The organism is Enterobacter sp. JUb54, from assembly GCF_014298075.1.
GTDB classification, from domain to species: domain Bacteria; phylum Pseudomonadota; class Gammaproteobacteria; order Enterobacterales; family Enterobacteriaceae; genus Klebsiella; species Klebsiella lignicola.
Genome location: NZ_CP060418.1, coordinates 4,056,131 through 4,075,770 on the forward strand (window position 1 = coordinate 4,056,131; position 19,640 = coordinate 4,075,770).

Consider the following 19,640-nt stretch of genomic DNA (forward strand, 5'->3'; position numbering starts at 1 on the left):
TCCTCAGTGTTTCCAGTACATGGCGTTATCGATGGCGGTCAGCAGGGCGGTGATGTCGGCGTCGTAGACTTCGCCGATATTGCCGATGCGGAAGCAGTCGCTTTGCGAGACTTTCCCCGGATAGATCACGAAGCCCTGAGCCTTAAGCTGCTGATAGAAGCGTTCAAAGCGGTACTGCGGCGCCTTCGGCGAGTAAAAGGCGGTGATGATCGGCGAATGCAGGCTGTCTTCCAACAGCGGCTGGAAACCTAAGGCGCGCATGCCGGCCACCAGCCGACGTTGGTTGGTGCTGTAGCGCTGATGGCGGGCGCTCACGCCTCCCTCTGCGGCCAGCTCTTTCAGCGCCTGGGCAAAGGCCAGCACGGTATGGGTCGGGGAGGTGAAGCGCCACTTGCCATGATGGTCTTCCATGCAGCGCCACTGGGCATACAGATCCAGCGACAGCGAGCGCGAGCGACCCTCGCAAGCTGCCAGTTCGCTTTCCCGTGCAATCACGAATGCGAACCCCGGCACCCCCTGAATGCACTTGTTGGCGGAGCTTATCAGGTAGTCGATATTCAGCGCGGCGACGTCCAGCGGAATGCCGCCGAAGCTGCTCATCGCATCGACGATATAGCGTTTACCGTAGCGCTGCGCCAGCTCTGCCACCTCGGCAATCGGGTTGAGCATCCCGGTGGTGGTTTCGCAATGGACCATCGCAATATGGCCGATCGCCGGGTCCGCCTGCAGGATCTTTTCGATCTCCGCCACGTCCGGGCGGGTCACTTCGCCGCAATCGTACGGCTGACAGGCGACGCCCATCCGCTGTGCCATTTCAATCATCCGCGCACCGTAGGCGCCGTTGCTGACGATCAGCACTTTGCCCTGCGCGCCGATCGCGCTGCCGAGCACCGCCTCCACCGCGTAGCTGCCGCTGCCCTGCAGCAGCACCGAGGTGTAGCCTTCCGCAGGCGTTGCCAGCTGAACCAGCTGCTGGCGAATGGTCTGTACCACCCCGAGGTTGTAGTCATCATCCCAGGTGCAGCTATCGAAGAGCATCGCCTCTTTCACCGTGCGGGAGGTGGTTAACGGGCCAGGGGTCAGCAGCAGGTAATTACGTGACGTCATTTGTCTCACCATTTTGGTCTATACCAGATTGGTTTTATAATGGTGATAATGGCGGCAAAAGGTCAAAGAAAAGATCGCGCTGCAACAAAAAATTCATCTCCATGGGTATAATGGCGCTATCCAATCTGTGTGCGAGACATCATGAAATCACCCTCTGGCGAGACGCCGCAATACCTGTTGATTAAGGCGCAATTGCAGGCTCGTATCGAAAACGGCGCGTTGAAAAGCGGTGACAAACTGCCGTCAGAACGCGAACTGTGCAGCCTGTTCAACACCACGCGGATTACGGTGCGTGAGAGCCTGGCGCAGTTGGAGGCCAGCGGCGTGATTTATCGTGCCGATCGCCGCGGCTGGTTTGTGACGCCGGAGCGCCTGTGGTTGGACCCGACGCAAAATACCAACTTCCACAAGCTGTGTCTGGAGCAGGGGCGGGAGCCGAAAACGGTGCTGCTGAATGGCCGGCTCGCGGCGGTGCCGCTGGATGTGATGGCACCGCTGGCGCTACAGCCGTTCGATCAGGTGTACCTGCTGACGCGCCTGCGCTACGCCGACGGGCGGGCGATCTGCTACAGCGAAAACCACTGTCTGCCGGCGCGCGTGCCGGAGCTGCTGCGTCACGACCTGAACGGCAGCCTGACCGAGATTTATCAGACTCATTACGACCTGATATATACCAGCATGCATCTGTCGTTCTATCCCACCTCAATGCCGCCGCAGGCCGCGCAGGTGCTGGGGGTGATGGAAGGGCGTCCGGCGCTGTTGCTGCGCCGCCTCAACTACGATCAGCACGGGCGCATTCTTGATTACGATATCGAGTACTGGCGTCACGACAGCTTGCGCATCGAAGTCGATACCCACTGATTTTTTCGGCCCTGGGGGCGGCCTCTCCCCGGTGGCGCTGCGCTGACCGGGCTACGGTTCATCGCATCCGCGTGACTCTGTGCACGGTCTTTTCCCCGGTGGCGCTGCGCTGACCGGGCTACGATTCATCCCATCCACGTGGCTCTGGGCGCGGTCTTTTCCCCGGTGGCGCTGCGCTGACCGGGCTACGGTTCATCGCATCCGCGTGACTCTGGGCACGGCCTTTTCCCCGGTGGCGCTGCGCTGACCGGGCTACGGTTCACCGCATCCGCGTGGCTCTGGGCGCGGCCTCTCCCCGGTGGCGCTGCGCTGACCGGGCTACGATTCATCCCATCCACGTGGCTCTGGGCGCGGTCTTTTCCCCGGTGGCGCTGCGCTGACCGGGCTACGGTTCATCGCATCCGCGTGACTCTGGGCACGGTCTTTTCCCCGGTGGCGCTGCGCTGACCGGGCTACGGTTCACCGCATCCGCGTGGCTCTGGGTGCGGCCTCTCCCCGGTGGCGCTGCGCTGACCGGGCTACGGTTCATCGCATCCGCGTGGCCCTGGGCGCGGTCTTTTCCCCGGTGGCGCTGCGCTAACCGGGCTACGATTCATCGCATCCGCATGGCCCTGTGTGCGGTCTTTTCCCCGGTGGCGCTGCGCTGACCGGGCTACGATTCATCCCATCCACGTGGCCCTGGGCGCGGTCTTTTCCCCGGTGGCGCTGCGCTGACCGGGCTACGATTCATCGCATCCACGTGGCTCTGGGCGCGGCCTTTTCCCCGGTGGCGCTGCGCTGACCGGGCTACGATTCTTGCCGCTGGGTAGTCAGGTAGCCCGGACAAGGCGCGGAAGGCGCCGCCTCCGGGGAAATTCCACGCGCTGCTCTCCCTCTCTGTTGCCTCCGTTTTTCATCCACCGGACACACTTCGTTCATCGTTCTGTCATAAATCCCCGGTAGCGTGACATTCAATCTGGTATAGACCATTTGACATCACCACCCAATGAGGCTGATACGATGAAACTCTCCCGACTTGCTCTGCTCTCCGCTTTCGCACTCGCCAGCACCCCGGTGTGGGCCGATGGCGTGGTCACGGTTTATTCTGCTGACGGCCTGCATGATGGCGACAACAGCTGGTATCAGAACCAGTTCGACGCCTTCACCAAAGCGACGGGCATCAAAGTGCAGTATGTGGAAGGCGGCTCCGGGGCGATCGTCGAGCGCCTGGCGAAAGAGCGGACCAACCCGCAGGCCGATGTGCTGGTCACCGTGCCGCCGTTTATCCAGCGCGCCGCCAAAGAAAACCTGCTCGCCGAATTTACCCCGCAGGGCAGCGACGCAATCCCCGGCGCCAACGCCCACTACTCGCCGCTGGTGAACAACTACCTGACCTTCATCTATAACAGCCAGCTGTTAAAAAGCGCCCCGGCCAGCTGGCAGGCGCTGCTGGACAGCAGCTTCAAAAACAAACTCCAGTACTCCACCCCAGGCCAGGCCGGCGATGGGACCGCGGTGATGCTGCAGGCCTTCCACAGCCTCGGCAGCAAAGAGGCGGGCTTTGCCTATCTCGGCAAACTGCAGGCCAATAACGTCGGCCCGTCCGCCTCCACCGGCAAGCTGACCGCGCTGGTGAATAAAGGTGAACTGTTTGTGGCTAACGGCGACCTGCAGATGAACCTGTCGCAGATTGCCCGCAACCCCAACGTGAAAATCTTCTGGCCGGCGGACGAGAACGGCGAACGCAGCGCCCTGGCCCTGCCGTACACCGTCGGCCTGGTCAAAAATGGTCCGCAGAGCGAAAACGGCAAAAAGCTGATCAACTTCCTGCTGGATAAACCGGCGCAGAGCCACGTCAGCGCGCTCTCCTGGGGCCTGCCGGTGCGCAGCGATGTCACGCCAACCGACGGAAACTACCAGGCGGCAAAAGCGGCGCTCAACGGCGTGAAAAGCTGGGAACCGAACTGGGACGATGTGGCCGGATCGCTATCGGCAGATATTGCCCGCTGGCACCAAGTGACCGACAGCGAGTAAGCCTGATGCTGATGAAAACGACTGCTTCCCACTCCCCGGCGCAGGCGGGGACCTCCGGGATAACCCTCGACGCACTGCGCGTGTCCTATCACGGCAACGTGGTGCTGAAACCGCTGTCATTGACCATTGAACCGGGGGAAGTGCTGGCGCTGATCGGCCCGTCTGGCTCCGGAAAAACCACGGTGCTGCGGGCGATTGCCGGGTTTGTGCAACCGGCGGGCGGGCGCATTCTGATCGGCGATACCGACGTCACCGGGCTGCCGCCCTACAAGCGTGGCCTGGCGATGGTGGTGCAAAACTACGCTCTGTTCCCGCACATGAAGGTGGAAGACAACGTCGCCTTCGGCCTGCGGGCGCAAAAGCAGCCAAAAGCGCTGATCGTCGACCGGGTCAAGGAAGCGCTGAAGATTGTCGGGATGGCGGACTACGCCACCCGCTATCCGCACCAGCTTTCCGGCGGCCAGCAGCAACGCGTCGCCATTGCTCGGGCCATTGCCGTGCGCCCGCGGGTGCTGCTGCTCGACGAACCGCTGTCGGCGCTGGATGCGCAAATTCGCCACAACATGGTGGAGGAGATTGCGCGCCTGCATCGCGAACTGCCGGAGCTGACCATTCTCTATGTCACCCACGATCAGACCGAAGCCCTGACCCTCGCGGACAAGATTGGCATCATGAAAGACGGCTCGATGATCGCCCACGGGGAGACCCATCAGCTATATCACAACCCACCGAACCGCTTCAGCGCCGAGTTCCTCGGGCGCGCCAATATCCTGCAGGCCACGGCACTGAGCGATATGGCCGGCCCTGGGCTGGTCAGCGTCAGCTGCGGCGGCGGGCTGATTCAGGCCTTCAGCCAGGGCGGGCAGCACGGGCATAACAAGCTGCTGTGTATTCGCCCGCAGCATATGAGCCTGGTTCCCCGTTCGGCGGTCAGTAACCGGCTCCACGCCACGCTGACCTCGGTGCACTGGCAGGGCGATTTGACCCATCTGCTGTGCGACGTTGCCGGTGAAGCGGTGCGCATCGTGATGACGCACGTCAATCCGCTGCCCCGGGCGGGCGACCAGCTGACGCTTTACTTTGAACCGAACGATGCGGTACTGATTGAGGTGTAACGATGTCGCATATGCTCACGCTTTCGCGCCCGGCCTTGAACCTGCGGCCCTTCCTGTGGCTACTGCTGCCGCTGCTGGTACTGGCGACGCTGTTTTTCTACCCGCTGCTGCTGATTGCCGAACAGGCGCTGCGCGATGACAGCGGTCATCTGAGCCTCGGGACCTTCTGGCAGGTCATCGACTCGCGGCGTTTTATCGGCGCCCTGCTGAACACCCTGCAAATCGCGGTATGCGCCACCCTCGGCTGTCTGCTGCTCGGCAGCCTGCTGGCGCTGATTCTGGTGTTTATTCCGTTCCCCGGCAGCGCGCTGATTGGCCGGGTGATCGACACCTTTATTGCCCTGCCGACGTTTCTGATCACCCTGGCCTTCACCTTTATTTACGGGTCAGCGGGACTGCTGAACGGCACGCTGATGTCGCTGTTCGATTTCGCCTTGCCGCCGATCGATTTTCTCTACTCGATTCAGGGAGTGATTCTGGCGGAAATCACCGTGTTCACGCCGCTGGTGATGCGCCCGCTGATGGCCGGGCTGCGGCAGATCGATAAAAGCCAGCTGGAGGCGGCCAGCATTCTCGGGGCCCATCCGCTGCGGGTGATCGCCCAGGTGATTTTTCCGGCGGCGCTCCCGGCGCTGATGGCGGGGGGCAGCCTGTGTCTGCTGTTGACCACCAACGAGTTCGGTATCGTGTTGTTTATCGGTGCCAAAGGGGTGAATACCCTGCCGATGATGGTCTACAGCAAGGCGATTCTTGAGTCCGATTACGGCGTGGCCTGCATGATTGCGCTGATCAATATTCTGCTGTCGCTGGGGCTGTTTATGCTCTACCGACTAGCCGCCGCGCGTACCGGCGTGAGGAGCTAACGATGTTAATCTGGTCGCGTAAAGGCCGTGCGGCGGCGGGGGGGCTGGCAGTCGTGCTGTTTGCCGGCTTTTTCTTCCTGCCGCTGGCGGCGATCCTGATGTCCAGCCTGAGCCAGCAGTGGAACGGCCTGCTGCCGTCGGGGTTTACCTTCGGTCATTTTGTGAATGCGTTTCGGGGCGCCGCCTGGGATTCTCTGTTCTCCAGCCTGGTGGTGGGCTTTTGCGCCAGCCTGTTTGCCCTGCTGTGCGGCATGTGGGCGGCGCTCTCTCTGCGCCAGTTCAGCGCCCGCCTGCAGCGTTATCTGGGGCTGGCGTTTTATCTGCCCAGCGCGATCCCGTCGGTATCGGTAGGGTTGGGGATTCTGGTGGCCTTCAGCCAGGGGCCGTTGCAGATGAACGGGACCTTCGGGATTGTGCTGGCGGCGCACTTCGTACTGATTTCCGCCTTTACGTTCAGCAACGTTTCCACCGGGCTGGCGCGTATTTCACCGGATATTGAAAACGTTGCCTCAAGCCTGGGCGCATCGCCGGGATACCGCCTGCGCCATGTGACTTTGCCGCTGATGATGCCGTGGATGATCTCCGCGCTGGCGCTGAGCCTGTCGTTGTCGATGGGGGAGTTGGGGGCTACGGTGATGATCTATCCGCCGGGCTGGACGACGCTGCCGGTAACGATTTTCAGCCTGACCGACCGCGGCAATATTGCGGATGGTTCGGCGCTCACCATCGTTCTGGCGGGGGTGACGCTATTACTGATGATCAAGCTTGAGCGTATCGCGCGTCGCCTGAGTCAGAAATAACGTCACACCGGTGTTATGCCGAAGGTGTCCGGGCGCGGCGTTATGCCGCGGCCCGGGAACGGATCTTAGAACCAGGCTTCGAACATCCCGCCGACGTTCAACGAGTCCAGCTGGTTGTCGTTGGTGTTGTTCACTTTCGCGGTATGTTTGTTATCGACCTGGCCGCCGGTAACGTAGAAGCGCAGCATCGGACGGAACTCCGGACCCATACCGATAGAGATGTTCTGCGACAGCGTCAGCTTCCAGCCTTTGTTATCCCCGCCCTGATCGTAATCAACACGCTGGTAGCCCGCTTCCAGCCAGGTTGAGTGTACTTCGTTCCAGAAGTACATCGGGCGCACGATCACGCCGTAGTTCTTACGGTTGTCGGTATTGTCTTTGCCGTCGTCATAATCGTGGAATGCCAACAGGTAATCGACCTGCGCCTGCTGGGTGAACTTATGGCTGCCTTCAAAGCTGGCGTACACCGTCGTCAGGTCATCGGTTTTGTTATACACGCTGTTATCCGAATTATCGGAGTAGCGCAGGATAACCTTGTTGATGCCGCTGTCGTTGGTATGGCTCAGCACCAGGCCGCCCTGCCAGGCATCGAGGCGTTCATCACCATCCACCGCTTTCGAGTCGAAGCCGTAGTTGGCGTACACCTCAACATCGATCGGGCCGGCTTTCATGTTGTGAATTTTCGAAGTCAGCGCGTAGTGGCCGTCGTCGCCGGTGCCGGAACCGCCGGTACAGGTGATGCGCGATGGGTTCGACTCATCGGCCATCACTTCCGGGCTACAGGATTCCACCTGCGAGACCGTCGCCACGTCAAACTGCACGCCGCCGATATCGAAGTTTTTCACCCCGGCACCCTGGCCGTCGTGGTTCATCCAGAAGTAGTCGTTGATGCCCTGTTGTGGACGCTGGTGGAAGTCACGACCGGCCCAGATATAGGCGTTCGGGTTGGATTCCAGCACGTTGGTCACGCCGACGTAGGCCTTTTTCAGGTTAACTTCGTCGCTCCAGTGGTCGAACATCACGTTGATATCCCAGATCGCGCCCTGGCTGCTCTTAAAGGCTTTGGTGATCTGGAATTCGCCGCCGTTGCCTTCGTTACCCAGACGACCGATCGCCGAGGCGCCGTTATAGGAGCCGTCAACGCCGACAAATTTCTGGTCGCCGGTCTGGAACTGCGCGCCGTAACGGGCGTAGCCGCTGAATTTGAGGCCGAACGGAATCGCCATATCCGGGGAGGCGGCGGTGGTTTGCGGGTTGGTCACCACATCCACTTTCTTATCGGCGGCGGCATCGATTTTGGCCTGACGGTCGGCCAGCGCTTTATCGACAGCTTTTGCCACAATGGCGTCGATTTGGTCCTGAGTAAAATCTTGTGCGAGTACGGAAACTGGGCACAGCGCGGCGACTACCGCCATGGCTAATGGCAGTCTTTTTATTGTTTTCATGGTTATCTCACATTTAATATTTTATTGATGTTCAGACAATAACCATCCCGCTCCGAATGAAATATCATGATCGGGGCAAGCTGATCCGGTTTATTTAGGGTACAGCTACGCTGAAGAATAAAGGGACTTATTATTCAGTGTGGTTTTATTAATAAATTAACGCTGATACAGATGAATCATCTCTTCTGAAAATTCACGGGCAAGCAGTGAATTCATTAAATGATCCTGCGCATGCACCATGATTAAGGTCATCGGCTGGCGCGCCTCACCGGCATCCTGCTCGATGAGCTGGGTCTGCATCTGGTGCGCGCGACGGGCATAACCATCGGCTTCATTAAGGAGTAATTTGGCTTCGTCGATATTACCGTTGCGGGCTGCGTGTAACGCTTCAAAACATAATGAGCGTGACTGTCCCGCATTCACGATAATTTCCATTACCGCTTCTTCTAGTTCGATCATAATCATTCCTGAGGTTGTTCTTTATATTAAAGGATGTAGCGAAAATTCCTTTTTCGCATTATTCCAGACAGTGCTGTCGATTTATTATTTAGTGGAGCCGGGAAATACAATTAAGGATGTATTTCCCAATGATTACTGACCAACGGTCTCAGCAACCGGAACGACGTTTTTGGCTTTTTCGACTTCAGTTTTCAGCAATGAGCGCTCATAGGCACGCAGGAACGGCAGGTAGATAACCGCAGACATCACCATGCAAATCACGCACATGACCACCGGGCTGAGCGTCCAGTTAGCGGCCCAGGAGGCGCCGATAGGTGCCGGCGTGGTCCACGGCGTCAGGGAAACCACCTGTGACAGCCAGCCGAGGCGGGTGGCGCCATAGGCGAGGATGGCGTTGATCATCGGGACGAACACGAACGGGATAAACATCATCGGGTTCATGATAATCGGAGCGCCGAACAGAATCGGTTCATTAATATTGAAGAAGCTTGGCACGATGCCCATTTTGCCGATGCTCCGCAGGTGCGCCACACGGCTACGCAGCAGCAGGAAGGCCAGCGGTAAAGTTGAACCTACGCCGCCAATCAGCAGATAGTGGTCCCAGAAACCTTGCAGATAGACGTGCGGCAGAGCAGCACCGGCGGCCAGCGCGGCCTGGTTAGCCGACAGGTTCGCCATCCAGAACGGGTTCATGATGCCGGTGACAATCAGCGAGCCGTGGATCCCGGCAAACCAGAAAATCTGGCACATCAGCACGGAGAGCAGAATCGCCGGCAGGGAGTCGGAAGCAGAAACCAGCGGTTCCAGCAGGTGCATAATCGCCTGCGGCAGAATCATGCCGGTCTGGGCTTCGATAAACAGGTTCAGCGGATGCAGGGTACCAATCACCACCAGTACCGGGATCAGAATTTCAAAAGAGCGGGCGACGCCGGTCGGCACCTCTTTCGGCAGGCGAATGGTAATGTTGTTCTGTTTCAGCCACGCATAAATGCGGGTGGAGTAAATCGCGGTAATTAACGCCGTGAAGATCCCCTGGCCTGACAGGTATTGGGTCGAGATTTTGCCATCAGCATACGGCGCGGCCACCAGTAAAAAGGCCATAAACGCCAGCAGGCCGGACATCACCGGGTCCAGCTGAAACTGACGACCGAGGCTGGCGCCAATTCCGACGGAGATAAAGAACGTCATCACCCCCATGCTGAGGTTGAACGGCAGCATCAGCTGTTCGCGATACTGCTGAGAGAAATCGAGCCAGCCGCGGGCAAAACCGTTAGTGGTGTCCGGTGAAAAAGGTGGAAAGATAAATACCAGCATGAAAGAGCCGATGATCATGAACGGCAATGCGGCAGTGAAGCCATCGCGAATCGCGATAACATATTTCTGCTGCCCAAGGCGTCCTGCCAGCGGAGTAATAGATTGCTCGATCACGGCAATCATGGACTGATACAGAGAACTCATTTGAACACCTCTTATTGCGCCGGGTTAATCAGCGACAGGGCATAATCCAGAACGTTATCTCCTCGCTGCATGCCGTAGTCCATGGTGTTAATCGGCTGGACCGGAATATTCAGCGAAGCGGCTTTGTCAGACAAGGTTTTCAGCATGTATTTCACCTGAGGGCCAAGAAGCACCACCTGGTACTGCGGAAACTGCATGTCAAATTCGGAAACGCCATAGGCGTCAATCTGCACCGGCAGGTTACGTTCCTTGGCCACATCCACCATCTTTCTGACCAGTAAGCTGGTGGACATTCCTGCAGAGCAGCACAGCATAATCTTGTACATCGACACTCATCCTCAAAATGTAAAAAGTTATTGCGTGAATGATTTGATATCAGACGGAAACCGGTTTCCATTCATAAAAAACAGAACTGTGATGACTGTCAAGATCTTCTCCTTATGCCGCTAATTAATTGGATTTCGCTCACAGAAATCGGCCAGTTTTGCGATGTTTTTCCGTGAAATGGAGAATCGGTTTCCAAATGAAAATGGAAACGGATATACTGAGATGGTTATTATTGAAGCGATTCAGGACCAGGAATTTACGGGGATCGGACGGACCCTGTCAGGGGAGAATGATGTCTACAATCAATGATGTGTCACGTTTAGCTGGAGTATCCAAAGCGACCGTTTCTCGCGTGTTGAGCGGTACGCGCGGCGTAAAAGAAGCCAGTCGTCAGGCGGTGCTGCAGGCGGCGGAAGAGCTCAACTACCGGCCCAATATGATCGCCCAGTCGCTGCTGAGCCAGACCACCGGCTGCATTGGCGTGATCTGCGCGCAGGACAATATTAATCAAACGACCAGCTACCTGTATGCCCTGGAAAAGCAGCTGAGCCAGCATCAAAAACATCTGCTGCTGCGCTTTGCCAATACCCGTGCCGGGGTGATGAACTCGCTGGAAGAGCTGAGCTGCGGGCTGTGTGACGATGTACTGATTATTGGTGCGCGCTTTCCACTGAATATCGACCGTCCGGACGTGGCGCTGATTGACTGCCTGGAGAGCGAAGGGGCTAACAGCATTCAGTTTGACCACGCGTTTGCGGCGGAAACGGCCTGTAACTATCTGATTAGCCAGGGACGTCGGCAGATTGCGCTGATCCATCCGGAAGGGGGTGGGTTTGCCGAACAGGTGCTGCTGGGCTACAAACACGCGCTGGAGAAAAACTTCCTGCCGTTTAATCGCAACCTGGTGTTCCTCGACAGCACCTCGCCGTCGGTGGCGGTTCAGGAGCTGGTCAACAATGCGACCACCTTAAATTTCAATGCCTTACTGGTGGCTGATGAGCAGCAGGCGCAGCATGTCGTGCCGCAGCTGATGGCGTTCAACCGGGCGGTGCCGGAAAAAGTGATGGTCTTTAGTCTGGCCGGATCGTTACAGCTCCCCGGCATCCCGACTATTCCGGCCATTGAGTATTCGATGGATGCGATGGCAACGCGCATTGTCAGCTGGCTGACGGAAAAAACGCAAATGCTCGGCGGCAGTATGCTGCGCGGCGATTTAATCATTCCGAACCGCTGATTTCACCCGCCGCAATCGCTATCTCTCACCACCACCCACAGCCGTTACGCTGTGGGTTTTTTTATGTCTCTCTTTTTGTCGTTCACTTCACAATATAAACAGAACTCATAGCTGACGCCGGTTTTTTGAACCAGACAGCGCCCGGGGACTGCCTTAAGTTGAATACGAAAGTTCAATCCAAAAAAAACAGTCACCAGAACATTCGTACCGCCTGCTTAAGGAAGTGACCCTATGAACCACTCTCGTGTTGTCGATGTGAAGGCGTGGATCGATGCCCGACCGATCTCGCGCTTTCAATGGAACGTCCTGCTGCTGTGTTTTGTCATCATCATGCTTGATGGCTATGACGCGGCGGTGATGGGTTTTATCGCCCCGGCTCTGATTGAAGACTGGGGCATCAGCCGGGCGCAAATGGGCCCGGTGCTCGGCGCGGCCATGTTTGGTGTGGCCATCGGCGCGCTGGTAGCCGGCCCGCTCTCCGACCGCTATGGTCGCAAACGCATCCTGCTGTGGTCGGTGGCGCTTTTCGCCCTCTTCAGCCTTGCCGGGGCGTTGGCGCAAAGCCCGTCGCAGCTGGCGCTGATGCGCTTTCTGACCGGACTGGGGCTGGGGGCGGTCATGCCGAACTGCGTCACCCTGGTGGCGGAATATATGCCTGAGCGCCGCAAGGGGCTGATGATCACCTTGATGTACAGCGGCTTTAACGTCGGCTCCGGGCTGGGGGGCTTTATTGCCGCCGGGCTGCTGTCGCACTACAGCTGGCATTCGGCGCTTATTTTCGGCGGCGTGCTGCCGCTGGTGGTTCTGCCGTTTATGATAGTGATGCTGCCGGAGTCGGCGATGAATATGGTGGCCCGTCGGCTGCCGTCCGGGCAGATTGCCGGGGTGCTGAACCGTCTTGGCGGCAGCTTCAGCAGCGAAACGCGTTTCCAGCTGAACGCCCCGCAAATCTCGCGGCACAATAAAGTGGTGCAGCTCTTTCGCAACGGCTACGCCCGCGGTACCGTCGCCCTGTGGCTGACCTACTTTATGGGCCTGTTCGTGATTTATTTGCTCAATGGCTGGCTGCCGACCATCCTGCGCTCCGGCGGATTATCGCTGCAGCAGGCGGCGATCATTACCGGCCTGTTCCAGCTTGGCGGCCCGCTGGGCGGCATTCTGGTGGGGTATCTGATGGACCGCACATCAGCTAAAGCGGTGATTGCAGTCACCTATTTCCTGGGCTGCGTATGCCTGCTGACGCAGGGGCTGATGGATTTTGGCTCCGCGGCGCTGTCGGTGCTGATCTTTATCAGCGGCATGTGCATTAACGGCGCGCAGAATGGCCTGCAGGCCTACTCGCCAGCCTATTACCAGACTGAAATCCGCGCCACCGGCGTGAGCTGGATGCACGGCATCGGGCGTACCGGGGCGATACTCAGCTCGACGCTGGGCGGCGTGATTATGCTGGCGGTCCCGGGCCACTCTTCAATCTTTTTGGTGCTGGCGCTACCTGCCTGTCTGGCGGGGGCCGCGATTTTGCTGCACCGTATGAACCACCCGAAGCCTCGGCAAACAGAGGCCGATCTTAGCGCGCTGTCAGGCACAGTACATAACCGATAAGTGGAGTCTCTTCATGGCCAGAATACTCGGCGGGATCGCCGTTTCTCATACCCCGACCATCGGCTTTGCTGTCGATCATCATAAACAACAGGACGCCGCATGGGCGCCGATTTTCCAGAGCTTTGAGCCGCTGCAACGCTGGCTTGATGAGAAAAAACCGGATGCGCTGGTCTATATCTTCAATGACCATGTGACCGCCTTTTTCTTCGATCACTACTCGACGTTTACCCTCGGGATTGATAACGAATACGGCGTGGCCGACGAGGGCGGTGGCCCGCGCGATCTGCCGTCGGTAAAAGGTGATGCGGCGCTCTCCAGACATATCGGTGCCAGCCTGATGGCCGACGAGTTTGATATGTCGTTCTTTATGAATAAAAAACTCGATCACGGGCTGTTCTCGCCGCTGTCGGCGCTGCTGCCGTGGCAGCAGGAAACCGGCTGGCCGACGCGGGTTATCCCGTTGCAAATTGGCGTCCTGCAATTCCCGATCCCCAGCGCCCGGCGCTGCTACAAGCTCGGCCAGGCGCTGCGTCGGGCGATTGAGAGCTACCCGGAAGATATCGACGTGGCGATCGTCGCCACCGGCGGCCTGTCGCATCAGGTGCACGGCGAGCGCTGCGGTTTCAACAACCCACAATGGGACGCAGAGTTCGTGGATATGCTGGTCAATGATCCGGAAAAACTGACGGAAATGACCCTCGGCGAATTTGCCACCCTCGGCGGCATGGAGGGGGCAGAAGTCATTATGTGGCTGGTGATGCGCGGCGCGCTCTCGGCGAACGTCAGCGAAACCTGGCGCGATTACTACCTGCCGTCGATGACCGGCATCGCCACGCTGATCCTGGAAAATAATGCCCGCACCCCGCCGGTAGATACCCTGAGCCGCCACCGTCAGCATATGGCGCAGCAGCTGGCCGGCGTTGAGGCGCTGCCGGGCACCTACCCGTTCACTCAGGAGCGTAGCCTCAACGGCCTGCGGCTGAACCGTTTCCTGCATCAGCTGATTGAACCCGCGTGGCGCGACCGTTTTCTCACCCAGCCGCAGGCGCTGTATGCCGAAGCGGGGCTGAGCGAACAAGAACAGAAGCTGCTCGACGATCGCGACTGGCGCGGGCTGATTCAGTATGGCGCCAGCTTCTTCCTGCTGGAAAAAATGGGCGCGGTGGTCGGGGTCTCTAACCTGCATATCTACGCCGCCATGCGCGGGCAGACGCTGGAAGATTTCCAGAAAACGCGTAACCAGCAGGTTACCTATTCGGTAGCGGGCACCCGTTAACCCTGCGCCACGTGCTGCTGGATAAACTGCAGCAGGGCCTGGGTGGCCGGTGAAGGCAGGCTCCCGGCGCGGAAGGTCAGCCCGATGCGGCGAGTGGTATCGGGCAGCGACACTGGCAGAACGGTGAGCAGGCCGTTGTCGATTTCAAACCGCATCTGGCTGGCGGAGACCGCCGCCAGCATGTCCGAGTCCCTCAGCAGGCCGCGCACCATGGCGGCATCGCCGGTCTCCACCGTCGGCTGCGGCAGGGGCAATCCCAGGGTCAAAAACGCTTTCTCCAGCAGGTGTCGCGCCGGGGCATTGGAACGGGGCAGCACCCACTGGGCGGTCGCCAGTTGGCTTTGCGGGTCCGGGTGGCGCAGCAGCGGGTGACCGTTGCGCAGCAAAATAAGCATATCTTCTTCAAACAGCGCTTCGCAGCGCAGGTCCGGCAGATCCTCGTCCTGGCGCAGCGCGCCGATAATAAAATCGATATGTCCTGCCCGCATGTCGGATACCAGCGACTCATACGGGCTTTCGTTGGTCATCACCATAATGCCGGGATAACGCGCCAGAAAGGCGCTAATCGCCGCGGGCAACAGCTGGGTCCGGCTGAGTGGCAGGGCGCCAATGCGCACGCTGCCCTCCAGCACCCCGCGACGGGCGGCGAGATCGCTCCAGATATTTTCCAGTTCGTTCAACGCCCGGCTGATGGGCGGGTAGAGCAGGTCTGCCGCCGGGGTGGGGCGCACCCCTTCCGGCGTGCGACGAAACAGCGCCGAGCCGGCGCCTTTTTCAAGGATTTTCAGCGCGGCGCTGACCGCGGGCTGGGTGATCCCCAGCTGGCTGGCGACCGTTTGAGTATGGTTGACGTGGTACAGCTGCAGGAAAATCTCCAGCCGTCGGGTGTTAAACAGCCAGCCGGAATCCGGCAGCGCGCCGGAGGCGGTGCTTCGCGGGTGGAGCTTTTGCATCAGCGCGGGAATGGCCTGAAGATCTTCGATGGCGCGTAGCGCTCGCGGCAGAATACAGCGGCCATATTCCGTCGCCACCATTCCGCTGTAGTGGCGTTCGAACAGGGTGACGTTCAGCGCCGCTTCCAGATCGCGAATCGCCCGGGTGATTGCCGACTGCGTGCGAAATAAGTCATCAGCCGCGCGCGAGACGCTGCCGCGCTGTGCCACCTGGCAGAAGAAGCGTAGCTGCATGATATTTATTGTCTTATCGTACTTTCTCTTCAGCATTTCCCACCGGGTCCCGGAATGTGAGCGTAACGACAACATAAATAAAAATCATAGCCTTCGCAAGTTAACGAATTACCCACCCTCGCCACGACATGACAAGCTGAAAAAAACAACAGAGGAAGCCATCATGTCTCATTCGCATCATCCCAAAAGTGCCCTGGTTGTCAGCGCTCACTCTGCCGATTTTGTCTGGCGTGCGGGCGGTGCGATTGCGCTGCACGCCCGTCAGGGCTATCAGGTACATATTGTTTGCCTGTCGTTCGGCGAGCGCGGCGAATCGGCAAAACTGTGGCGTAAAGGCAATATGACCGAAGCGACGGTGAAGCAGGTCCGCCGCGAAGAAGCGCAGGCCGCTGCCGATATTCTCGGCGCCAGCGTCGAATTTTTTGATATTGGTGATTATCCGCTGCGCGCCGACAAAGAGACGCTGTTCCGCCTGGCGGACGTGTACCGTCGCGTACAGCCGCACTTTGTGCTGACCCACTCCCTGCAGGATCCCTACAACTACGACCACCCGATGGCCTCCAACCTGGCTCAGGAAGCGCGCATCATCGCCCAGGCGGAAGGGTATCGTCCGGGGGAAACGATTGTTGCCGCGCCGCCGGTGTACTGCTTTGAGCCGCACCAGCCGGAGCAGTGCAACTGGAAGCCGGACGTGCTGCTGGATATCACCAGCGTGTGGGAACAAAAATACCAGGCGATTCAGTGCATGCAGGGCCAGGAACACCTCTGGGAGTACTACACCCGGGTGGCGTTGCAGCGCGGGGTACAGGCGAAACGCAATATCGGCATCGCTGCCGCCCGCGATATCGTCCACGGCGAAGCGTTCCACAGCATCTTCCCGCGGGTGACGGAGAATCTGTCATGAACCTGTTGAATAAAAAAGGCATTGTCATCCGCCACCTGCCGCGCCATGACGCGGCAACGCTGAGCCAGTTCGCCGCCGCCGGTGTGGCGACGATCCACGAAGCGTATGACCGACAGGGGCTGATGGCCCCGGACATCCGGCCGATCCAGCAGGGTATCAGCCGCGCCGGCAACGCGGTGACGGTGCTGGTCACGCCGGGGGATAACTGGATGTTCCACGTGGCGGTCGAGCAGTGCCGACCCGGCGATATCCTGGTGGTGGCGCCAACCTCGCCCTGCGGCGACGGGTTCTTTGGCGACCTGCTGGCCACCTCGCTACAGTCGCGTGGCGTGGTGGGCCTGGTGGGCGATATCGGTATTCGCGATTCGCACACCTTACGTGAAATGGGCTTTGCCGTGTGGTCGCGCCACGTTTATGCCCAGGGGACGGTGAAGGAGACGCTGGGCTCGGTCAATATCCCGCTGATCTGCGCCGGCCAGCTGGTTCAGCCGGGCGATGTGGTGGTGGCCGACGACGATGGCGTGGTGGTGGTGCCGCATGGGCAGGCCCGCACGGTGCTGGGAAAAGCGGAAACCCGGATGGCTAATGAAGTGGCGAAGCGCGATCGGATGCGAAACGGCGAACTGGGGCTGGATATTTACGCCATGCGCCCGCGCCTGGCGGAGAAAGGGCTGCGCTACTACGACAACGCGGATGATGTAGAGGGCTAAGATGGCACAACGCAAAATACCCTGTCTGTTGATGCGCGGCGGCACCTCGAAAGCGGCCTGCTTTCTGGCCGAGGACCTGCCTGCGGACGCGGTACTGCGAGATGCGGTGCTGCTGGCGGTGATGGGTTCGCCGGATGCCCGGCAGATTGACGGTATTGGCGGGGCCGATCCGTTAACCAGCAAAGTGGCGATAATCCGCCGCTCCACCCGCGCCGATGCGGATGTTGATTATCTGTTTGCTCAGGTGAATGTCGATCGCGCGGTGGTGGATTACGGACAGAACTGCGGCAACATTCTCGCCGCCGTTGGCCCGTTTGCCATCGAGCGCGGGCTGGTAGCGCACACGGCGCCGCTGACCCAGGTGCGGATCTTCATGGAGAACACCAGCCAGCTGGCGATCGCCGGGATCCCCTGTGACGACGATGGCGTGAACTATGAAGGCGAGACGCGCATTGACGGCGTGCCGGGCCACGCCAGCAAAATCGTCCTGAATTTTCTTGATGTAGCAGGGTCCAGCTGCGGGGCATTGTTGCCCACGGGCCAGGCGACCGACCGTGTGGACGGGATCGACGTGACCTGTATCGATAACGGGATGCCGGTGGTGATCGTCCGCGCCAGCGACCTTGGGCGCAGCGGCTACGAAACCCGCGAACAGCTCGATAGCGACGAGGAACTGAAGCAACGGCTGGAGTCGATACGTTTGCAGCTCGGTCCGCGAATGAATCTGGGGGATGTGACCCGGCGAACGGTGCCGAAAATGACCCTGATCGCCGCCCCGCGCGACGGCGGCGCCGTGTCCAGCCGGACGTTTATCCCGCATCGCTGCCACGCTTCTATTGGCGTCTTTGGCGCGGTGAGCGTCGCCAGCGCCTGCCTGATCCCCGGCACCGTCGCCGAAGGGCTGGCCCGGGGCGTTGCCGGTGAGCAGCCGGTGGTCAGCGTGGAGCACCCGAGCGGCGAGTTCAGCGTGGCACTGCAGTGCAACCAGCAGGGCGAACTGGTGGGCTGCGGACTGCTGCGTACGGCCCGACTGTTGTTTTCCGGCGAAGTGTCTATTCCGGCCCGCGTCTGGCCACTGGAGGAGTAAGGATGACGGCAATCACGTTTATTGGTTTTGGCGAGGCGGGCGGCATTCTGGCGCGTGATTTAGCGTGCAGTAACGACGTCACTATCTGGGATTGCAAACTCAACGGCCCGGAAGGCGACGCGATGCGGGAGCGCGCGCGCCAGGCTGGCGTGCTAGCGGCGGGTTCGCTGGCGCAGGCGCTGGAAGGGGCAACGCTGATCTTCTCCACCGTCACAGCGGGTTCCGCGCTGGACGTGGCGCGCTCGGCGGCGGCCATGATTGGCGAGGGGCGCTATTTTCTCGACCTCAATTCGGTGGCGCCGGACACCAAACGCCAGGCGGCGAAGGTGTTCCGGGCGGGAGGTTATGTCGATGTGGCGGTGATGGCGCCGGTGCCGCCGGCACGGCTGAAAACTCCACTGTTGATCGGTGGCCCGCAGGCGCATTCCATCACGCAAACGCTAAATGCTTTAGGGCTGAACGCCCGCGCCGGCGGCGATGAGATCGGCGACGTATCGGCGATAAAAATGTGCCGCAGCGTGATGATTAAGGGGCTGGAAGCGCTGACTACCGAATGCCTGTTTGCCGCCCGGGAATACGGCGTCGAAGAGGAGGTGCTGGCCTCTTTGCATGCCAGCTTCCCGTCGCTGGGCTGGGATGGCGCTTTTGCGGGGTATCTCATCAGCCGGGTGGCCGAACACGGTATTCGCCGTAGCGAAGAGATGGAAGAGGTGGTGAAAACGCTGCGCGATGCGGGCGGCGCGGGGCTGATGAGCCAGGCCACGGCGCATACTCAGCGCCAGCTGCCGCAGAGTATGGCCGCGTGCGGCCTGACCTACGGGCAACTGACGCCGTTCGACTGGAAAGCGCTGGCGGCTCAGTTGAAGTGATTACTTCGCCGGGCAGCTGATTTTATCGATGGCTGCCTGGTAGCCCTTCTGGTTGTTGCGCTCTTTTGCCAGCGTCGCTTCGCGCACATATTCCTGATTGGCCGGAGTGGCGAGGATTTTATTGGCAAAATCGGTATCGCTGATGGTGGTCTGCGGGGCGCATTTTTCCTTCACCGCCTTTAACACCAGCTGTTTTTGTTGCTCGAACTGCAGGCTTTTCAGCGGTGATTCGGCCCAGGCCGCTGTCGCGCTGAGGGTGGTAACCAGACACAGTATCCAACACGCTTTCATGGCGATTCTCCTTAACTAGTCGCTTCAGTCAA

The 19,640-nt window shown here is 59.6% G+C and carries 19 protein-coding genes; 12 read left to right on the forward strand and 7 right to left on the reverse strand.

All coding sequences use genetic code 11. The annotated features are described in order from the left end of the window. Positions 1 to 3 precede the first annotated feature (3 nt). The gene (gene phnW / locus HF679_RS18680) at positions 4 to 1,107 is read right to left on the reverse strand and encodes a 2-aminoethylphosphonate--pyruvate transaminase (RefSeq protein WP_187042283.1); all 1,104 of its coding nucleotides are present in this window, start codon (positions 1,105 to 1,107) and stop codon (positions 4 to 6) included. 141 nt (positions 1,108 to 1,248) lie between these two features. Here phnW and phnR point away from each other — a divergent pair, with 141 nt between their 5' ends. From phnR to phnV, 5 genes are all read left to right on the forward strand, one after another. Next, positions 1,249 to 1,968 carry a phosphonate utilization transcriptional regulator PhnR gene (gene phnR, locus HF679_RS18685; RefSeq protein WP_123757037.1) on the forward strand — a complete coding sequence of 240 codons (720 nt, stop codon included), beginning with the start codon at positions 1,249 to 1,251 and terminating at the stop codon, positions 1,966 to 1,968. A 999-nt stretch (positions 1,969 to 2,967) separates the two neighbouring features. Beyond that, positions 2,968 to 3,981: a 2-aminoethylphosphonate ABC transporter substrate-binding protein gene (gene phnS, locus HF679_RS18690; protein ID WP_123757038.1), complete on the forward strand. Its 1,014-nt coding sequence runs from the start codon at positions 2,968 to 2,970 to the stop codon at positions 3,979 to 3,981. A 5-nt stretch (positions 3,982 to 3,986) separates the two neighbouring features. After that, positions 3,987 to 5,096 carry a 2-aminoethylphosphonate ABC transport system ATP-binding subunit PhnT gene (gene phnT, locus HF679_RS18695; RefSeq protein ID WP_123757039.1) on the forward strand — a complete coding sequence of 370 codons (1,110 nt, stop codon included), beginning with the start codon at positions 3,987 to 3,989 and terminating at the stop codon, positions 5,094 to 5,096. 2 nt (positions 5,097 to 5,098) lie between these two features. After that, positions 5,099 to 5,959, forward strand: a complete 861-nt coding sequence (phnU, locus tag HF679_RS18700) for a 2-aminoethylphosphonate ABC transporter permease subunit (protein WP_123757040.1) — start codon at positions 5,099 to 5,101, stop codon at positions 5,957 to 5,959. A 2-nt stretch (positions 5,960 to 5,961) separates the two neighbouring features. Further along, positions 5,962 to 6,759 carry a 2-aminoethylphosphonate ABC transport system, membrane component PhnV gene (gene phnV, locus HF679_RS18705; protein WP_187042284.1) on the forward strand — a complete coding sequence of 266 codons (798 nt, stop codon included), beginning with the start codon at positions 5,962 to 5,964 and terminating at the stop codon, positions 6,757 to 6,759. Between the two features lie 65 nt (positions 6,760 to 6,824). On the opposite strand, the gene HF679_RS18710 is transcribed toward phnV, so the two are convergent. The 4 genes from HF679_RS18710 to HF679_RS18725 form a co-directional block, all read right to left on the reverse strand. Next, positions 6,825 to 8,204, reverse strand: a complete 1,380-nt coding sequence (locus tag HF679_RS18710; protein WP_123757042.1) for a carbohydrate porin — start codon at positions 8,202 to 8,204, stop codon at positions 6,825 to 6,827. A 156-nt stretch (positions 8,205 to 8,360) separates the two neighbouring features. Continuing rightward, positions 8,361 to 8,663, reverse strand: coding sequence for a PTS lactose/cellobiose transporter subunit IIA (locus HF679_RS18715; protein ID WP_123757043.1), 303 nt, complete (start codon positions 8,661 to 8,663; stop codon positions 8,361 to 8,363). A gap of 132 nt (positions 8,664 to 8,795) precedes the next feature. Next, positions 8,796 to 10,121 carry a PTS sugar transporter subunit IIC gene (locus tag HF679_RS18720; RefSeq protein ID WP_123757044.1) on the reverse strand — a complete coding sequence of 442 codons (1,326 nt, stop codon included), beginning with the start codon at positions 10,119 to 10,121 and terminating at the stop codon, positions 8,796 to 8,798. An 11-nt stretch (positions 10,122 to 10,132) separates the two neighbouring features. Beyond that, the gene (locus HF679_RS18725) at positions 10,133 to 10,447 is read right to left on the reverse strand and encodes a PTS sugar transporter subunit IIB (protein ID WP_123757045.1); all 315 of its coding nucleotides are present in this window, start codon (positions 10,445 to 10,447) and stop codon (positions 10,133 to 10,135) included. A gap of 293 nt (positions 10,448 to 10,740) precedes the next feature. Between HF679_RS18725 and HF679_RS18730 the strand changes: the two genes are divergently transcribed. From HF679_RS18730 to HF679_RS18740, 3 genes are all read left to right on the forward strand, one after another. Then, complete coding sequence (locus HF679_RS18730; RefSeq protein WP_123757046.1) at positions 10,741 to 11,682, forward strand: LacI family DNA-binding transcriptional regulator; 942 nt, start codon at positions 10,741 to 10,743, stop codon at positions 11,680 to 11,682. A gap of 231 nt (positions 11,683 to 11,913) precedes the next feature. Beyond that, the gene (locus HF679_RS18735; RefSeq protein ID WP_123757047.1) at positions 11,914 to 13,284 is read left to right on the forward strand and encodes an MFS transporter; all 1,371 of its coding nucleotides are present in this window, start codon (positions 11,914 to 11,916) and stop codon (positions 13,282 to 13,284) included. Positions 13,285 to 13,297: 13 nt separating this feature from the next. After that, positions 13,298 to 14,560: a gallate dioxygenase gene (locus HF679_RS18740; RefSeq protein WP_123757048.1), complete on the forward strand. Its 1,263-nt coding sequence runs from the start codon at positions 13,298 to 13,300 to the stop codon at positions 14,558 to 14,560. Here HF679_RS18740 and HF679_RS18745 read toward each other — a convergent pair. After that, a complete protein-coding gene (locus HF679_RS18745) occupies positions 14,557 to 15,783 on the reverse strand; it encodes a LysR family transcriptional regulator (protein ID WP_123757049.1) in 1,227 nt (408 codons plus the stop codon). The two genes, HF679_RS18740 and HF679_RS18745, sit on opposite strands and share 4 nt — an antisense overlap. A 127-nt stretch (positions 15,784 to 15,910) precedes the next feature. Between HF679_RS18745 and galB the strand changes: the two genes are divergently transcribed. The 4 genes from galB to HF679_RS18765 are packed head-to-tail and all read left to right on the forward strand — an operon-like array spanning position 15,911 to position 19,317. Next, entirely contained in the window at positions 15,911 to 16,651 is a 741-nt protein-coding gene (gene galB / locus HF679_RS18750; protein WP_123757050.1) for a 4-oxalmesaconate hydratase, read from the forward strand. After that, positions 16,648 to 17,361 (forward strand): 4-carboxy-4-hydroxy-2-oxoadipate aldolase/oxaloacetate decarboxylase, encoded by a 714-nt coding sequence (locus HF679_RS18755; RefSeq protein ID WP_154144359.1) that lies wholly within the window; start codon positions 16,648 to 16,650, stop codon positions 17,359 to 17,361. The genes galB and HF679_RS18755 overlap by 4 nt, the downstream gene beginning before the upstream one ends. Before the next feature lies 1 nt (position 17,362). Beyond that, on the forward strand, positions 17,363 to 18,448 hold the full coding sequence (locus HF679_RS18760; RefSeq protein WP_123757052.1) for a 4-oxalomesaconate tautomerase: 1,086 nt from the start codon (positions 17,363 to 17,365) through the stop codon (positions 18,446 to 18,448). Between the two features lie 2 nt (positions 18,449 to 18,450). Further along, positions 18,451 to 19,317 (forward strand): DUF1932 domain-containing protein, encoded by an 867-nt coding sequence (locus HF679_RS18765; protein WP_123757053.1) that lies wholly within the window; start codon positions 18,451 to 18,453, stop codon positions 19,315 to 19,317. On the opposite strand, the gene HF679_RS18770 is transcribed toward HF679_RS18765, so the two are convergent. Beyond that, positions 19,318 to 19,608, reverse strand: a complete 291-nt coding sequence (locus HF679_RS18770) for a YicS family protein (RefSeq protein ID WP_123757054.1) — start codon at positions 19,606 to 19,608, stop codon at positions 19,318 to 19,320. Between the last annotated feature and the right edge of the window lie 32 nt (positions 19,609 to 19,640).

Excerpts from the sequence above, each read along its gene's own strand:
- phnW (WP_187042283.1), bottom strand. The coding sequence starts at position 1,107 with ATGACGTCACGTAATTACCTGCTGCTGACCCCTGGCCCGTTAACCACC.
- HF679_RS18735 (WP_123757047.1), top strand. The coding sequence starts at position 11,914 with ATGAACCACTCTCGTGTTGTCGATGTGAAGGCGTGGATCGATGCCCGA.
- galB (WP_123757050.1), top strand. The coding sequence starts at position 15,911 with ATGTCTCATTCGCATCATCCCAAAAGTGCCCTGGTTGTCAGCGCTCAC.
- HF679_RS18725 (WP_123757045.1), bottom strand. The coding sequence starts at position 10,447 with ATGTACAAGATTATGCTGTGCTGCTCTGCAGGAATGTCCACCAGCTTA.
- HF679_RS18745 (WP_123757049.1), bottom strand. The coding sequence starts at position 15,783 with ATGCTGAAGAGAAAGTACGATAAGACAATAAATATCATGCAGCTACGC.
- HF679_RS18720 (WP_123757044.1), bottom strand. The coding sequence starts at position 10,121 with ATGAGTTCTCTGTATCAGTCCATGATTGCCGTGATCGAGCAATCTATT.
- HF679_RS18760 (WP_123757052.1), top strand. The coding sequence starts at position 17,363 with ATGGCACAACGCAAAATACCCTGTCTGTTGATGCGCGGCGGCACCTCG.
- HF679_RS18765 (WP_123757053.1), top strand. The coding sequence starts at position 18,451 with ATGACGGCAATCACGTTTATTGGTTTTGGCGAGGCGGGCGGCATTCTG.
- HF679_RS18755 (WP_154144359.1), top strand. The coding sequence starts at position 16,648 with ATGAACCTGTTGAATAAAAAAGGCATTGTCATCCGCCACCTGCCGCGC.
- phnR (WP_123757037.1), top strand. The coding sequence starts at position 1,249 with ATGAAATCACCCTCTGGCGAGACGCCGCAATACCTGTTGATTAAGGCG.
- HF679_RS18730 (WP_123757046.1), top strand. The coding sequence starts at position 10,741 with ATGTCTACAATCAATGATGTGTCACGTTTAGCTGGAGTATCCAAAGCG.
- phnU (WP_123757040.1), top strand. The coding sequence starts at position 5,099 with ATGTCGCATATGCTCACGCTTTCGCGCCCGGCCTTGAACCTGCGGCCC.
- phnS (WP_123757038.1), top strand. The coding sequence starts at position 2,968 with ATGAAACTCTCCCGACTTGCTCTGCTCTCCGCTTTCGCACTCGCCAGC.
- HF679_RS18740 (WP_123757048.1), top strand. The coding sequence starts at position 13,298 with ATGGCCAGAATACTCGGCGGGATCGCCGTTTCTCATACCCCGACCATC.
- HF679_RS18710 (WP_123757042.1), bottom strand. The coding sequence starts at position 8,204 with ATGAAAACAATAAAAAGACTGCCATTAGCCATGGCGGTAGTCGCCGCG.
- HF679_RS18715 (WP_123757043.1), bottom strand. The coding sequence starts at position 8,663 with ATGATCGAACTAGAAGAAGCGGTAATGGAAATTATCGTGAATGCGGGA.
- phnT (WP_123757039.1), top strand. The coding sequence starts at position 3,987 with ATGCTGATGAAAACGACTGCTTCCCACTCCCCGGCGCAGGCGGGGACC.
- HF679_RS18770 (WP_123757054.1), bottom strand. The coding sequence starts at position 19,608 with ATGAAAGCGTGTTGGATACTGTGTCTGGTTACCACCCTCAGCGCGACA.
- phnV (WP_187042284.1), top strand. The coding sequence starts at position 5,962 with ATGTTAATCTGGTCGCGTAAAGGCCGTGCGGCGGCGGGGGGGCTGGCA.